Source organism: Pseudomonas sp. FYR_5 (assembly GCF_043106315.1).
Taxonomy (GTDB): domain Bacteria; phylum Pseudomonadota; class Gammaproteobacteria; order Pseudomonadales; family Pseudomonadaceae; genus Aquipseudomonas; species Aquipseudomonas putida_Y.
In genome coordinates, this window is sequence record NZ_JBICMK010000045.1 from 17,287 (window position 1) to 32,204 (window position 14,918).

At 62.1% G+C, this 14,918-nt stretch carries 11 protein-coding genes; 6 read left to right on the plus strand and 5 right to left on the minus strand.

Annotation, left to right across the window (positions count from 1 at the left end; genetic code table 11):
* Positions 1 to 268: 268 nt before the first annotated feature.
* Positions 269 to 1,720 carry an MDR family MFS transporter gene (locus tag ACF8RA_RS05840; RefSeq protein ID WP_392518919.1) on the plus strand — a complete coding sequence of 484 codons (1,452 nt, stop codon included), beginning with the start codon at positions 269 to 271 and terminating at the stop codon, positions 1,718 to 1,720.
* A gap of 117 nt (positions 1,721 to 1,837) precedes the next feature.
* Here ACF8RA_RS05840 and ttgR read toward each other — a convergent pair whose 3' ends face one another.
* A complete protein-coding gene (gene ttgR / locus ACF8RA_RS05845) occupies positions 1,838 to 2,470 on the minus strand; it encodes an efflux transport transcriptional regulator TtgR (protein ID WP_176682647.1) in 633 nt (210 codons plus the stop codon).
* A gap of 256 nt (positions 2,471 to 2,726) precedes the next feature.
* On the opposite strand from ttgR, the gene ttgA reads away from it, so the two are divergent.
* From ttgA to ACF8RA_RS05870, 5 genes are all read left to right on the plus strand, one after another.
* A complete protein-coding gene (gene ttgA, locus ACF8RA_RS05850; protein ID WP_176682646.1) occupies positions 2,727 to 3,881 on the plus strand; it encodes a toluene efflux RND transporter periplasmic adaptor subunit TtgA in 1,155 nt (384 codons plus the stop codon).
* Between the two features lie 3 nt (positions 3,882 to 3,884).
* Positions 3,885 to 7,037, plus strand: coding sequence for a multidrug efflux RND transporter permease subunit TtgB (ttgB, locus tag ACF8RA_RS05855; RefSeq protein ID WP_084850834.1), 3,153 nt, complete (start codon positions 3,885 to 3,887; stop codon positions 7,035 to 7,037).
* The gene (locus tag ACF8RA_RS05860) at positions 7,034 to 8,488 is read left to right on the plus strand and encodes an AdeC/AdeK/OprM family multidrug efflux complex outer membrane factor (RefSeq protein ID WP_176682645.1); all 1,455 of its coding nucleotides are present in this window, start codon (positions 7,034 to 7,036) and stop codon (positions 8,486 to 8,488) included. The genes ttgB and ACF8RA_RS05860 overlap by 4 nt, the downstream gene beginning before the upstream one ends.
* 404 nt (positions 8,489 to 8,892) lie before the next feature.
* Complete coding sequence (locus tag ACF8RA_RS05865; protein WP_209963727.1) at positions 8,893 to 10,149, plus strand: OprD family porin; 1,257 nt, start codon at positions 8,893 to 8,895, stop codon at positions 10,147 to 10,149.
* A gap of 241 nt (positions 10,150 to 10,390) precedes the next feature.
* A complete protein-coding gene (locus ACF8RA_RS05870; protein ID WP_176682643.1) occupies positions 10,391 to 10,915 on the plus strand; it encodes a DUF962 domain-containing protein in 525 nt (174 codons plus the stop codon).
* Positions 10,916 to 10,997: 82 nt separating this feature from the next.
* On the opposite strand, the gene pcaC is transcribed toward ACF8RA_RS05870, so the two are convergent.
* The 4 genes from pcaC to ACF8RA_RS05890 are packed head-to-tail and all read right to left on the minus strand — an operon-like array spanning position 10,998 to position 14,855.
* Complete coding sequence (pcaC, locus tag ACF8RA_RS05875; protein ID WP_010952489.1) at positions 10,998 to 11,390, minus strand: 4-carboxymuconolactone decarboxylase; 393 nt, start codon at positions 11,388 to 11,390, stop codon at positions 10,998 to 11,000.
* Between the two features lie 10 nt (positions 11,391 to 11,400).
* On the minus strand, positions 11,401 to 12,192 hold the full coding sequence (gene pcaD / locus ACF8RA_RS05880; RefSeq protein ID WP_392460429.1) for a 3-oxoadipate enol-lactonase: 792 nt from the start codon (positions 12,190 to 12,192) through the stop codon (positions 11,401 to 11,403).
* Positions 12,193 to 12,203: 11 nt separating this feature from the next.
* Entirely contained in the window at positions 12,204 to 13,556 is a 1,353-nt protein-coding gene (locus ACF8RA_RS05885) for a 3-carboxy-cis,cis-muconate cycloisomerase (RefSeq protein ID WP_392518920.1), read from the minus strand.
* Positions 13,557 to 13,565: 9 nt separating this feature from the next.
* A complete protein-coding gene (locus tag ACF8RA_RS05890) occupies positions 13,566 to 14,855 on the minus strand; it encodes an MFS family transporter (RefSeq protein WP_176682640.1) in 1,290 nt (429 codons plus the stop codon).
* Positions 14,856 to 14,918 lie beyond the last annotated feature (63 nt).

Here is a 14,918-nt window from a genome sequence, read left to right on the forward strand (position 1 = left end):
GAGGAATAAAAGGTGTGGGAGACAGCGGACTGAAAAACCTGCGGCAATATGTTGCACCAAGCTGGTGCAAGCCCCGGATTTCAGCCTCTGTGGCATACCAACGATATCACGCAGCCATGCAGCACTGGATGAATGCGCCAATGCCGATATTGCATAGGGGATGCAGATAGTACATAGGAAGCTACCTAACTCAGGGTACAATTCGGGGGCTTCTGTGAGAGCAGGCTTGCCCGCGAAGAGGCTGCCATAGACAAAACAAGGTATTCCCGTGACCGCCGCCCTGCCCCCCACCTCCCTGCGCAACGTGCTCACCGCCCTCATGCTCGCCATCTTCCTTGGCGCTCTGGACCAGACCATCGTCGCCGTCTCGCTGCCCGCCATCTCGGCACAGTTCAGCGACGTCGGCATGCTGGCCTGGGTCATTTCCGGGTACATGGTGGCAATGACCGTGGCCGTGCCGATCTACGGCAAACTGGGCGACCTTTATGGCCGGCGCCGGATGATCCTCACCGGCATCAGCCTGTTCACCCTGGCCTCCATTGCCTGCGCCATGGCCCAGGACATGCCGCAACTGGTGCTGGCCCGGGTACTGCAGGGTATCGGCGCAGGCGGCATGGTCTCGGTGAGCCAGGCAATCATTGGCGACTTCGTGCCCCCACGCGAACGCGGCCGCTACCAGGGCTACTTCAGCAGCATGTACGCCGCGGCCAGCGTGGCTGGGCCAGTGCTGGGCGGCTGGTTGACCGAGTACCTGTCGTGGCGCTGGGTGTTCTGGATCAACCTGCCGCTGGGGCTGGTCGCCTTGTGGGCCATACGCCGTGCGCTCGGCAGCATGCCGGTGCAGCGTCGCGAGGCACAGGTGGACTACCTTGGCGCCATGCTATTGATTCTCGGCCTTGGCAGCCTGCTGCTGGGCATTACCATGGTGGGCCAGGGCCACACCTGGGCCGACCCGGCCGTGCTGGCGCTGTTCGGCTGCGCCCTGCTTGGCCTCACGCTTTTCATCGCCCACGAACGGCGCTGCCCGGAGCCGCTGCTGCCGCTCAGCCTGTTCAGCAACCGAGTGGCAGTGCTGTGCTGGGCAGTGATCTTTTTCGCCAGTTTCCAGTCCATTTCCCTGACCATGCTCATGCCCTTGCGTTACCAAGGCATCACCGGCGCCGGTGCCGACAGCGCCGCCCTGCACCTGCTGCCGCTGGCCATGGGGCTGCCCATAGGCGCCTTCACAGGAGGCCGCATGACCAGCCGGACCGGGCGCTACAAGCCGCAGATCCTGGCCGGTGCACTGCTGATGCCAGTGGCCATTTTCGCGATGGCACTGACTCCGCCGCAATCCGCGTTGCTCGCTGCGCTGTTCATGCTGCTGACCGGCATAGCCTGCGGGCTGCAATTCCCGACCTCGCTGGTGGGCACACAAAGCGCGGTGGCCAGCAAGGACATCGGCGTGGCCACCAGCACCACCAACCTGTTCCGTTCGCTGGGCGGAGCCATGGGCGTGGCGTGCATGTCCAGCCTGTTGCTGGCACTGCTGCATCAGGGTGGTTTCGAACTGTCGGTCAATCCGTTGCTGGGGAGCTTGAAGGCCGCAGAGGTGGACCTGGTGACTCAGGGACGGTTGCTGGAGACGTTCAGACAACTGTTGATGGGGAGTGCGCTTGTCGCGGTGCTGGGCCTGTTTGCGGCATTCGCGCTACCCGACCGGCAATTGCGCGGCCGCTGAAAGTTGCGCAATCGCTGCAAGAGCCGCCTTGTGCTGCGCACAGCCGCAAGGCAGCCGCGCCCTTAATCCGCCCTTAACACAAACGGGAAACACTCCCTCACAATCCTTCACAAAGTGTCATTTGCGCAGAGCCGGGCTCAAGCGCAGCATATCCAGCCCGGTGTCGACCCATTTTTCGACATCACCCAACAGATCGACACTGTCAGGCAGCAAGAGCCAGCGCCCGATCAGGCCATCGACATAGGCAAACATGGCCACCGCCGCGCGCTCGACATCCAGCTCGCCAGGCAACTGGCCCCGGCGTACGGCATTGGCCAGCGCCAGGGTGATGCCCTTGTGGCAATCCAGCACCGCACACTGGCGCTGCTGGCGAATTTCACACATATCATCGGTGAACTCGCACTTGTGATGCAGGATTTCATTGATACGACGCGTTCGGGCATCGAGCACCAGCTCGTTGAACACCTGCAACAGCAGCTTGCGCATGCAGCCAAGCGGGTCGACTTCATCCTCGCTTTCGCTAGCGCGCGCCAAATGGTCATGGGTCTCGTGCAGGCTGTCGAGCAACGCCTGCACCAGCTCGGCCTTGTTATTGAAGTGCCAGTAGATCGCCCCCCGCGTCACACCCGCCAGTTCGGCGATGTCGGCCAGGGTGGTTCGCGCAACCCCGCGCTTGTAGAAAGCCCTTTCCGCCGCCTCGATGATCTGGGCGCGGGTTTCCTGGGCTTCTTCTTTGGTTCTACGGACCATGGCAGTACAACCTCATCTGGCCCGAACGCGCAGCGCGTGCGGGAAACGCTCCGGGGAACCTCTGCAGGGGCCTCTCGGATGAGCTAATCAAACGCTGAGGCAGTACCGGAGTACAGCCCAGCAGTATTTACAAACAACCATGAATGTAAGTATATTTCTTAGCAAGCTATTTATCCACCGGATAGCATTTTTTCCAGATCAAGATCTCTTCCATTACTCTTGAGCGTCTCCCTGCTCCAGCGACCCGAGGATCCTCATGCAATTCAAGCCAGCCGTTACCGCTCTGGTTTCCGCCGTCGCCCTGGCAACACTGCTCAGTGGCTGTAAGAAAGAAGAAGCAGCGCCAGCGGCGCAGGCTCCTCAGGTCGGCGTCGTGACCATCCAGCCGCAAGCCTTCACCCTCACCTCGGAATTGCCGGGGCGTACCAGTGCCTACCGCGTCGCCGAAGTGCGCCCGCAGGTCAACGGCATCATCCTCAAGCGCCTGTTCAAGGAAGGCAGTGAGGTCAAGGAAGGCCAGCAGTTGTATCAGATCGACCCTGCCGTGTACGAAGCCACCCTGGCCAATGCCAAGGCCAACCTGCTGGCTACACGCTCGCTGGCCGAACGCTACAAGCAACTGATTGACGAACAGGCCGTCTCCAAACAGGAATATGACGACGCCAATGCCAAACGATTGCAGGCCGAGGCTTCGCTCAAGAGCGCACAGATCGACCTGCGCTACACCAAGGTTCTGGCGCCGATCAGCGGCCGTATCGGCCGTTCTTCGTTCACCGAAGGTGCACTGGTGAGCAATGGTCAGACCGATGCCATGGCCACCATCCAGCAGCTCGACCCTATTTATGTCGACGTTACCCAGTCCACCGCCGAGCTGCTCAAGTTGCGCCGTGACCTGGAAAGCGGTCAGTTGCAGAAGGCTGGCGACAACGCCGCCTCGGTTCAGTTGGTGCTGGAGGACGGCAGCCTGTTCAAACAGGAAGGCCGCCTGGAATTCTCCGAAGTCGCGGTCGACGAGACCACAGGCTCTGTGACCCTGCGCGCCCTGTTCCCCAACCCCGATCACACCCTGCTGCCAGGCATGTTCGTGCATGCGCGGCTCAAGGCCGGTGTCAACGCCAACGCCATCCTGGCACCGCAACAAGGCGTGACCCGCGACCTCAAGGGCGCACCAACCGCCCTGGTGGTCAACCAGGAGAACAAGGTCGAACTGCGCCAGCTCAAGGCGAGCCGCACCTTGGGTAGCGACTGGCTGATCGAGGAAGGCCTCAACCCGGGTGACCGCCTGATCACCGAAGGGCTGCAGTACGTGCGCCCGGGCGTCGAGGTGAAGGTCAGCGAAGCCACCAACGTCAAGAAGCCGGCCGGCCCTGTTCAGGCCAACGCGGCGAAAGCAGACGCCAAAGCGGAGTAAACCATGTCGAAGTTCTTTATCGATCGCCCGATCTTCGCCTGGGTGATCGCGTTGGTGATCATGCTGGTCGGGGCCTTGTCGATCCTGAAGCTGCCGATCAACCAGTACCCCAGTATCGCGCCGCCGGCCATCGCCATCGCCGTGACCTACCCGGGCGCCTCGGCGCAAACCGTGCAGGACACCGTGGTGCAGGTGATCGAGCAGCAGCTCAACGGTATCGACAACCTGCGTTATGTGTCGTCGGAAAGTAACTCCGACGGCAGCATGACCATTACCGCCACCTTCGAACAGGGCACCAACCCCGACACCGCGCAGGTACAGGTACAGAACAAGCTGAACCTGGCCACACCACTGCTGCCGCAGGAAGTGCAGCAGCAAGGTATCCGCGTCACCAAAGCAGTGAAGAACTTCCTGCTGGTGATCGGCCTGGTCTCCGAAGACGGCAGCATGACCAAGGACGACCTGGCCAACTACATCGTCTCGAACATGCAGGACCCGATCTCGCGTACTGCGGGTGTGGGTGACTTCCAGGTGTTCGGTGCGCAGTACGCCATGCGTATCTGGCTCGATCCGGCCAAGCTGAACAAGTTCCAGCTGACCCCGGTCGACGTCAAGACCGCCGTGGCCGCACAGAACGTGCAGGTGTCCTCCGGCCAGCTCGGCGGCCTGCCAGCCCTGCCGGGCACCCAGCTGAACGCCACCATCATCGGCAAGACCCGCCTGCAAACCGCCGAGCAGTTCGAGAATATCCTGCTGAAGGTCAACAAAGACGGTTCACAGGTGCGTCTGGGCGACGTCGCCCAAGTGGGCCTGGGGGGTGAAAACTACGCAGTCAGCGCCCAGTTCAACGGCAAGCCGGCTTCCGGCCTGGCGGTAAAACTGGCAACCGGCGCCAACGCCCTGGACACCGCCAAGGCACTGCGCCAGACCATCGCCGACCTGGAACCGTTCTTCCCGCCTGGAGTGAAAGCGGTATTCCCGTATGACACCACCCCAGTGGTCACCGAATCGATCAGCGGCGTGATCCACACCCTGATCGAAGCCGTGGTTCTGGTGTTCCTGGTGATGTACCTGTTCCTGCAGAACTTCCGCGCCACCATCATCACCACCATGACCGTACCGGTCGTATTGCTGGGTACCTTCGGCATCCTTGCCGCCGCGGGCTTCAGCATCAACACCCTGACCATGTTCGCCATGGTCCTCGCCATCGGCTTGCTGGTGGATGACGCCATCGTCGTGGTGGAGAACGTCGAGCGGGTAATGTCCGAGGAAGGCTTGCCGCCCAAGGAGGCTACCAAGCGCTCGATGGAACAGATCCAGGGTGCCTTGGTGGGTATCGCCCTGGTGCTCTCGGCCGTACTGCTGCCCATGGCGTTCTTCGGCGGCTCCACGGGTGTGATCTACCGGCAGTTCTCCATCACCATCGTCTCGGCCATGGGCCTGTCGGTGCTGGTTGCGCTTATCTTCACCCCGGCGCTTTGCGCAACCATGCTCAAGCCGCTGAAGAAGGGCGAGCACCACACCGCCAAAGGCGGGTTCTTCGGCTGGTTCAACCGCAACTTCGACCGCAGCGTCAATGGCTACGAGCGCAGTGTAGGCACCATCCTGCGCAACAAGGTGCCATTCCTGCTGGCCTATGCGCTGATCGTGGTCGGCATGATCTGGCTGTTCGCCCGCATCCCCACCGCGTTCCTGCCGGAAGAAGACCAAGGCGTACTGTTCGCCCAGGTGCAGACCCCGGCCGGCTCCAGTGCCGAGCGTACACAGGCTGTGGTCGACCAGATGCGCGAATACCTGCTCAAGGACGAAGCCGATACCGTATCGTCGGTATTCACCGTCAACGGTTTCAACTTCGCAGGCCGCGGCCAGAGCTCGGGCATGGCATTCATCATGCTCAAACCATGGGATGAACGCTCGAAGGAGAACAGCGTGTTCGCCCTGGCACAGCGTGCCCAGCAGCACTTCTTCACCTTCCGCGATGCAATGGTGTTCGCCTTCGCCCCGCCAGCGGTGCTTGAACTGGGTAACGCCACCGGCTTCGACGTGTTCCTTCAGGACCGCGGCGGTGTCGGCCACGAGAAGTTGATGGAGGCGCGCAACCAGTTCCTGGCCAAAGCCGCGCAGAGCAAGATCCTCAGCGCCGTGCGACCGAACGGCCTGAACGATGAACCGCAGTACCAGCTGACCATTGATGACGAACGTGCCAGCGCCTTGGGCGTGACCATTGCCGACATCAACAACACCCTGTCGATTGCGCTGGGCGCCAGCTACGTCAACGACTTCATCGACCGTGGCCGGGTCAAGAAGGTGTACATCCAGGGCGAACCAAGCGCGCGGATGAGCCCGGAAGACCTGCAAAAATGGTACGTGCGCAACGGCGCAGGCGAGATGGTGCCGTTCTCCTCCTTCGCCAAAGGCGAATGGACCTACGGCTCGCCAAAGCTGTCGCGTTACAACGGTGTCGAAGCGATGGAGATCCTCGGTGCACCGGCGCCTGGCTACAGTACCGGTGAAGCCATGGCCGAGGTCGAGCGCATTGCTGGCGAGCTGCCAAGCGGTATCGGCTTCTCCTGGACCGGCATGTCCTACGAGGAAAAACTCTCCGGCTCGCAGATGCCGGCGCTGTTCGCCCTCTCGGTACTGTTCGTGTTCCTGTGCCTGGCAGCCCTGTACGAAAGCTGGTCGATCCCGATCGCCGTGGTGCTGGTAGTACCGCTGGGTATCATCGGTGCACTGATCGCCACCAGCCTGCGCGGCCTGTCCAACGACGTGTACTTCCTGGTTGGCCTGTTGACCACCATCGGTCTTGCGGCGAAAAACGCCATTCTGATCGTCGAGTTCGCCAAGGAGCTGCACGAACAAGGCCGTAGCCTGTACGACTCAGCGATCGAAGCGTGCCGCATGCGTCTGCGCCCGATCATCATGACCTCGCTGGCGTTCATCCTGGGCGTGGTGCCGTTGACCATCGCCAGCGGCGCCGGCGCCGGCAGCCAGCACGCCATCGGTACTGGCGTGATCGGCGGCATGATCAGTGCGACCGTGCTGGCTATCTTCTGGGTACCACTGTTCTTCGTCGCAGTGTCGTCGCTGTTCGGCAGCAAAGAGCCGGAAAAAGACGTCACCCCTGAAAATCCACGTTATGAGGCTGGGCAATGACCAAGTCTTTGTTGTCCCTGGCGGTAACCGCTTTCATTCTTGGCGGCTGCTCGCTGATCCCTGACTACCAGACCCCGGAAGCGCCGGTGGCTGCGCAGTGGCCACAAGGCCCTGCCTATTCGCCGACGCAATCGGCGGATGTCGCCGCTGCTGAACAGGGCTGGCGTCAGTTCTTCCACGACCCAGCGCTACAACAGCTGATCCAGACCGCGCTGGTCAATAACCGCGACCTGCGCGTTGCGGCGCTGAACCTCGACGCCTACCGTGCGCAATACCGCATTCAGCGCGCCGACCTGTTCCCGGCGGTTTCGGCCACCGGCAGCGGCAGCCGCCAGCGTGTCCCGGCGAACATGTCGCAAACAGGTGAATCTGGCATCACCAGCCAGTACTCGGCCACTTTGGGCGTCAGCGCCTACGAGCTGGACCTGTTCGGCCGCGTGCGCAGCCTGACCGAGCAGGCCCTGGAAACCTACCTCTCCAGCGAGCAGGCGCGTCGTTCCACGCAGATCGCCCTGGTAGCCAGCGTGGCCAACGCCTACTACACCTGGCAGGCCGACCAGGCCCTGTTCAAGCTGACCGAAGAAACGCTGAAGACCTACGAGGAAAGCTACAACCTCACCCGTCGCAGCAATGAAGTCGGCGTGGCCTCGGCCCTGGACGTCAGCCAGGCGCGCACCGCCGTGGAAGGCGCCCGGGTCAAGTACTCGCAGTACCAGCGCCTGGTCGCCCAGGACGTCAACAGCCTGACTGTGCTGCTGGGTACCGGCATTCCTGCCGACCTGGCCAAGCCGCTGGCGCTCGATGACGACCAACTGGCCGAAGTACCGGCCGGCCTGCCATCGGATATCCTCCAGCGTCGCCCGGACATTCAGGAAGCCGAGCACCTGCTCAAGGCCGCCAACGCCAACATTGGCGCAGCCCGCGCAGCGTTCTTCCCGAGCATCAGCCTGACCGCCAACGCCGGCAGCCTGAGCCCCGACATGGGCCACCTGTTCTCGGGCGGCCAGGGCACCTGGCTGTTCCAGCCGCAGATCAACCTGCCGATCTTCAACGCCGGCAGCCTGAAAGCCAGCCTGGACTACTCGAAAATCCAGAAGGACATCAACGTCGCCAAGTACGAAAAAACCATCCAGACGGCCTTCCAGGAAGTCTCCGATGGCCTGGCGGCGCGCAAGACCTTCGACGAGCAGTTGCAAGCCCAGCGCGACCTGGTGCAGGCAAACCAGGACTACTACCGCCTGGCCGAACGCCGCTACCGCATCGGGATTGACAGCAACCTGACCTTCCTCGACGCCCAACGCAACCTGTTCAGTGCCCAGCAAGCACTGATCGGAGACCGCCTGTCGCAGCTGACCAGCGAGGTCAACCTGTACAAGGCGCTCGGCGGTGGCTGGTACGAGCAGACCGGGCAGGCCAACCAGCAAGCATCGGTGGAAACACCGAAAGGCTGATCGGCCTTGTTACAGCACAAGCCCACCCTTAGCGGTGGGCTTTGCTTTTTTACTGCCTGTGCCGGCCAGTATCCCTTGGTGATTCACCGTCGCAGCCACCACCGTATTCGCGGGTGAACCCGCTCCTACACTGATCGGTGGTGGACACATACCGGTAGTTGGGCGCAAGCCGTTGCAGGAGCGGGTTTACCCGCGAAGAGGCCAGCACAGGAGACTTATTAACCAACCAGAACATTCCGTTCGATTATCGCCCCGTTCCGTTTGCGGCGAATTGCCTCACCCCCGTACAACCCCGCACCATCCCCCCACGCAACGTTGCCCAAGTTCATCAAAAACCACCCGCACCTGCAGGCCCGATCCCGCAGTGCACTGGTTCGACCATAAAAACAAGAGATTCACGACAGATGAGCATTTCGCTACCCGCACGCCAGCTGCTGCCCGGCCTGCTGGCCATGTCCTGCGCCCTCCCCGTGTTCGCCGCCAACGAAGGTGGTTTCATCGAGGACGCCAAGGCCAACCTCAACCTGCGCAACTTCTACATCAACCGCAACTTCGTCGACCCGGCCCACCCACAGGGCAAGGCCGAGGAATGGACGCAAAGCTTCATCCTCGATGCCCGCTCCGGTTTCACCCAGGGCACGGTCGGCTTCGGCGTGGACGTACTGGGGCTGTACTCGGTCAAGCTCGACGGCGGCAGAGGCACCACCAACACTCACTTGCTACCTGTGCATGACGACGGGCGCCCGGCCGATGACTTCGGCAGGCTGGGTGTGGCGCTGAAAGCCAAGCTGTCCGAAACCGAGCTGAAAGTCGGTGAATGGATGCCGGTACTGCCAATCCTGCGTTCAGACGATGGTCGCTCGTTGCCGCAAACCTTCCGCGGTGGTCAACTGACCTCCAGGGAAATCGCCGGCCTGACCCTGTACGCCGGCCAGTTCCGCGGCAATAGCCCGCGCAACGATGCCAGCATGGAAGACATGTCGCTCAACGGCAAAGCTGCCTTCACCTCCGACCGTTTCAACTTTGGCGGCGGTGAGTACAGCTTCAACGACAAGCGCACCATGATCGGCCTGTGGGATGCCCAGCTCAAGGACATCTACCGCCAGCAGTACCTCAACCTGACGCACAGCCAGCCGCTGGGCGACTGGACGCTGGGCGCCAACCTGGGCTACTTCATCGGCAAGGAAGATGGCGCCGAACGTGCCGGCAAGCTGGACAACCGCACCGCCTCCGCCCTGCTTTCGGCGCGCTACCAAGGCCACACTTTTTACGTTGGCCTGCAGAAGGTCAGCGGCGATGACGCCTGGATGCGGGTCAATGGCACCAGTGGCGGTAGCCTGGCCAACGACAGTTACAATTCAAGCTTCGACAATGCCAAGGAGCGTTCCTGGCAGGTTCGCCATGACTTCAACTTCGCCGCCGTCGGCGTACCCGGCCTGACCCTGATGAACCGTTATATCAAGGGTGAAAACGTCACCGCGGGCAGCGTGGACGATGGCAAGGAATGGGCGCGGGAAACAGAGCTGGCCTATGTGGTGCAGTCGGGCAGCTTCAAGGACCTGTCGGTGAAATGGCGCAACTCGACCATGCGTCGCGACTTCAGCACCAACGCGTTCGATGAGAATCGCTTGATTGTGAGTTACCCGCTGAACCTTCTGTGAATCAAATGGCCTCTTCGCGGATGAACACGCGAAGAGGCCAGATGCCCCTCAAGTGACCTAAAGCTATAAACATTCATGCACCTTCTTTGAGGGCATGATTTGCTACAGCTGAATAAAACCCTGCCATGAATTTGCCAGTGCGAGCTGCCGCCATTCGCTGAGATGATGATAGTGGCGACTGCAGGCTATCCTGATCACTATCCGCTACAGGTGAAACCAAGCTGAACAGGGAGGCACAACAATGAAAACCCTCGTCGACCACCTGAGCCAATACGCCAACTATCACCGCGACCCGCGCAACATTTTCACCCACTTCATCGGCATCCCCATGATCGTGCTGGCAGTCACCATCCTGCTGTCACGTCCAGGCTGGGAGATAGCTGGCATCTGGCTGTCCCCCGCCCTGCTGGCAGCGGCGGCGTCGGTGTGGTTCTACCTGCGCCTGGACCTGCGCTTCGGGCTGGTGATGGGGCTGTTGCTGGGCCTGTGCCTGTGGGTCGGTGAGGCGCTGGCAGTGCAGTCGACAACACTATGGCTCGGCGCCGGGCTGGGGGCGTTCGTGGTGGGCTGGATCATCCAGTTCATCGGCCACTACTACGAAGGCCGCAAACCGGCATTTGTCGACGATGTGAGCGGCCTGATCATCGGGCCATTGTTCGTGGTGGCGGAAGCTGCGTTCATGCTGGGCCTGTGCCCGACACTGAAGCATGCCGTGGAAACCAAAGCCGGCCCGGTTGCCATGCGGGAGAAAAAGGCGTCGGTGTAAGGGCCATTGCGGGCAAGCTCCCTGCCACAGGTCTGCAGGGTTATGCAGGACCTGTGGCAAGGAGCTTGCCCGCGAACACGATTTACTGGCGCGACTCTACGCCAAGTTCATCCCACACCGACTCAGCCAGGTGGAACGTGGCATTGGCCGCCGGAATGCCGCAGTAGATCGCGCTCTGCATCAGCACTTCCTTGATCTCGTCGCGGGTCACGCCATTGTTGGCCGCCGCACGCAGGTGCAGCTTCAGCTCGTCGTTGCGGTTCATGCCGATCAGCATGGCGATGGTGATCAGGCTGCGGGTATGGCGCGGCAGCCCCGGGCGGGTCCAGATGTCACCCCAGGCGTGGCGGGTGATCATTTCCTGAAACTCGCCATTGAAGTCGTTGAGTTTCTCCAGGCTGCGGTCCACGTGGGCATCGCCCAGCACTGCGCGGCGCACTTGCATGCCAGCGTCGTAACGTTGTTTCTCGTCCATGGCGTTGTCCTCAGTGAGCCAGCAGGAAATCGAGCACGCGACGGCTGAAGGCCTCGCCAATCTCGACGTTGGACAGGTGCGCCGCCGGGAAGTCGACGTACTCGGCACCTTGGATACCGGCCTGCATGAAGCGGCCATGCTCAGGGGTGGTCACCACGTCTTCAGTACCGGCAACGATCAGCGCGGGCACCTGGATGCGGCCCAGTTGCTCACGATAATCAGCGTCACGTACCGCTGCGCAGTTGCCGGCATAGCCTTGCGGGCTGGTTTGCGCCAGCATCTGGCAGATACGCTGAGCCTGCTCCGCCTGCGCCTCGGCAAAGCCCGGTGTGAACCAGCGGGCGATGGAGGCATCCCGAAGGTCGACCATTGCCTGCTGGCCACCTTTGAGCACAGTGTCGATACGGGTGTTCCACACCTCGTCGTTGGCGATCTTGGCGGCCGTGTTGCACAGGGTCAGGCTGCGCAGGCGCTCACCTGCATTGATGCCCAGCCACTGGCCGATCAGGCCACCCATCGACAGGCCGACGAAGTGAGCTTTCTGGATGTCCAGGCCATCGAGCAGGGCCAGCACGTCTCGGCCCAGCTGTTCGATGCTGTAAGGGCCTTCAGTGACCAGCGATGCACCGTGACCGCGGGTGTCGTAGCGCAGCACCCGGAAGTGCTGGCTCCACAACGGAATCTGGGTGTCCCACATGCCCAGGTCGGTACCCAGCGAGTTGGACAGGACCAGCACCGGGGCGTCTTCCGGGCCATCGATCTGGTAATTCAAAATGCCATCGGCCAGTTGCAAGTGCGCCACAGCGGTCTCCTTCAGGCAGTGAAACGTTGATGTTCGGACACGGCGCGCGCCACCCAGACGCGCGCCTGGCCCAGGTAATGGGCAGGGTCGAGCAGGCGATCGAGTTCTTCGCCAGACAGCTCGGCGCTGACCTGCGGTTCGTCACCCAGCACGGCACGCAAGTGCCGCTGTTCGGCCACCGCGCGCTGGCAGCATTGTTCCAGCAGGTGGTGGGCACGGTCGCGCCCCAGCCGCTGGGCAAGGACGATGCTCACCGCTTCGGCCAGCACCAGACCTTGTGTCAGGTCGAGGTTACGGCGCATGCGCGCGGCATCCACCTCCATGCCCTCGGCAATCATTTGAGCCTGGCGCAGGGCGCCAGAGACCAGGCAGCAGATATCCGGCAGGGTTTCCCACTCGGCATGCCATAGGCCCAGGCTGCGTTCGTGCTCCTGGGGCATGGCCGCGAACAGCGTCGACAGCAGACCCGGCACGCGGGTTGCGGCACCGATCAATACGGCGGCCCCCACCGGATTGCGCTTGTGTGGCATGGTCGAAGAACCACCTTTACCCGGCGCAGAAGGCTCAAACACCTCCCCCGCCTCGGTTTGCATCAGCAGGCTGATATCGCGACCGAACTTGCCCAGGCTGCCGGCAACCAGGCCCAGTACCGAGGCAAACTCCACCAGGCGGTCACGCTGGGTGTGCCAGGGCTGTTCGGGCAGGGACAGCTTGAGCTGTTCGGCCAGCGCTTCGGCCACCGGCATCGCCTTGCTGCCCAAGGCCGCCAGGCTGCCCGAGGCACCGCCGAATTGCAGGACCAGCAGGCGCGGGCGCAATTCCTGCAGGCGCTGACGGTGGCGGGTCAAAGCGCCCAGTACACCGGCCAGCTTCATGCCCAGGGTCACCGGGGTAGCATGCTGCAACCAGGTACGCCCCACCAGTGGCGTATCGGCATGCTTCAACGCCTGCTGCGACAGGGTATCAGCCAGCTTGCCGAGGTCGGCCTCGATCAAGCCCAGAGCATCGCGCAACTGCAGAACCAGACCGGTGTCCATCGCATCCTGGCTGGTGGCCCCGAGGTGCACATAGCGCTCAGCTTCAGGCACGCCAGTGGCGATCACCTTGCCCAACGCTTTCACCAACGGAATTGCCGAGTTACCCGCGGTGGCAATGGCATTGGCCAGCGCGCCAACGTCATAGCGCTCGGCCTGGCAGGCCGCCTCGATGGCCGCCACCGCGCTGTGCGGGACCAAACCGGTAGAGGCTTCGGCACGGGCAAGCGCTGCTTCGAAATCCAGCATGCCCTGCAGGCGGCCACGGTCGGAGAAAATCTCGCGCATGGCCGGCGCGGTGAAATAGGCGTCGAACAGTTGGTTGCTCATGCAGCGTCCTTAATCATCATGGTGCAGATACGCCGCCTGCTTCGGCAGGCGCAGGCTGAACAGGAAGGCAATCGCCATCATCGCCGTCACGTACCAGTAGAAAGTGTTTTCCATCCCGAGGCTTTTCAGGCCCAAGGCCACATACTCGGCCGAACCGCCGAATGCTGCGTTGGCCACCGCATAGGCCAGGCCCACACCCAGTGCCCGCACCTGTGGCGGGAACATCTCAGCCTTCACCAGACCGCTGATCGAGGTGTAGAAACTGACGATACACAGGGCCAGGCTGATCAGCACGAAGGCCATGATCGGGCTGGTCACGGTTTTCAGTGCCATCAGCAGCGGCACTGTGCACAGGGTACCCAGCGCACCAAACAGCAGCATCGAATTGCGCCGACCGATGCGGTCGGACAACATGCCGAAGAACGGCTGCACCACCATGAACAGAAACAACGCCCCGGTCATCACGTAGCTGGCGTTCTTGGCTGTCATGCCCGCAGTGTTGACCAGGTACTTCTGCATATAGGTGGTGAAAGTATAGAAAATCAGCGAGCCACCAGCGGTGTAGCCAAGCACCGTGATGAACGCCGCTGCGTGATTGCGGAACAGGCCACCGATCGAACCTGCATCCTTGTCATTACGGGCTTCGGCGCTACTGGTCTCGTGCAGCGAACGGCGCAGCATCAGCGAGATCAGGGCGGCGATGGCCCCCACCACGAAGGGAATGCGCCAGCCCCAGGCCCGCAGCTCATCTTCAGTCAGCAGCTGTTGCAGGATCACCACGACCAGTACCGCCAGCAACTGGCCGCCGATCAGGGTGACGTACTGGAACGAAGCAAAGAAACCACGCTGCCCACGCAGGGCCACTTCACTCATGTAGGTGGCCGTGGTGCCGTATTCGCCTCCTACCGACAGGCCCTGGATCAGCCGGGCCAGCAATAGCAGCGCCGGGGCCCAGGTGCCGATGCTGGCATAGGTGGGCAGGCAGGCGATCATCAGGGAGCCGAAGCACATCATCAGCACCGAGATCATCAGGGAATTCTTGCGACCATGACGGTCGGCGAGACGGCCGAAGATCCAGCCACCAATGGGGCGCATCAGGAAGCCTGCGGCAAATACACCCGCCGTGTTCAACAGTTGCACGGTGGGGTCGTCGGAGGGGAAGAAGGCTGGGGCGAAGTAGATCGCGCAGAAGGCGTAGACGTAGAAATCGAACCATTCCACCAGGTTGCCTGACGAGGCACCGACAATAGCGAAGATGCGCGAGCTGCGCTCTTCGCCGGTGTAATAGGTTGAGGTCATGAGGGTTTTACTCCTGGTGGGTACTAGGTAAATCTAGACATACCTGGTAACACACTCGTTCCG

What these genes read in the sequence shown, in the direction of transcription:
- ttgR (WP_176682647.1), bottom strand. Translation starts at nt 2,470, where the DNA reads ATGGTCCGTAGAACCAAAGAAGAAGCCCAGGAAACCCGCGCCCAGATC.
- ACF8RA_RS05860 (WP_176682645.1), top strand. Translation starts at nt 7,034, where the DNA reads ATGACCAAGTCTTTGTTGTCCCTGGCGGTAACCGCTTTCATTCTTGGC.
- ACF8RA_RS05870 (WP_176682643.1), top strand. Translation starts at nt 10,391, where the DNA reads ATGAAAACCCTCGTCGACCACCTGAGCCAATACGCCAACTATCACCGC.
- ACF8RA_RS05890 (WP_176682640.1), bottom strand. Translation starts at nt 14,855, where the DNA reads ATGACCTCAACCTATTACACCGGCGAAGAGCGCAGCTCGCGCATCTTC.
- ttgA (WP_176682646.1), top strand. Translation starts at nt 2,727, where the DNA reads ATGCAATTCAAGCCAGCCGTTACCGCTCTGGTTTCCGCCGTCGCCCTG.
- ttgB (WP_084850834.1), top strand. Translation starts at nt 3,885, where the DNA reads ATGTCGAAGTTCTTTATCGATCGCCCGATCTTCGCCTGGGTGATCGCG.
- pcaC (WP_010952489.1), bottom strand. Translation starts at nt 11,390, where the DNA reads ATGGACGAGAAACAACGTTACGACGCTGGCATGCAAGTGCGCCGCGCA.
- ACF8RA_RS05885 (WP_392518920.1), bottom strand. Translation starts at nt 13,556, where the DNA reads ATGAGCAACCAACTGTTCGACGCCTATTTCACCGCGCCGGCCATGCGC.
- ACF8RA_RS05865 (WP_209963727.1), top strand. Translation starts at nt 8,893, where the DNA reads ATGAGCATTTCGCTACCCGCACGCCAGCTGCTGCCCGGCCTGCTGGCC.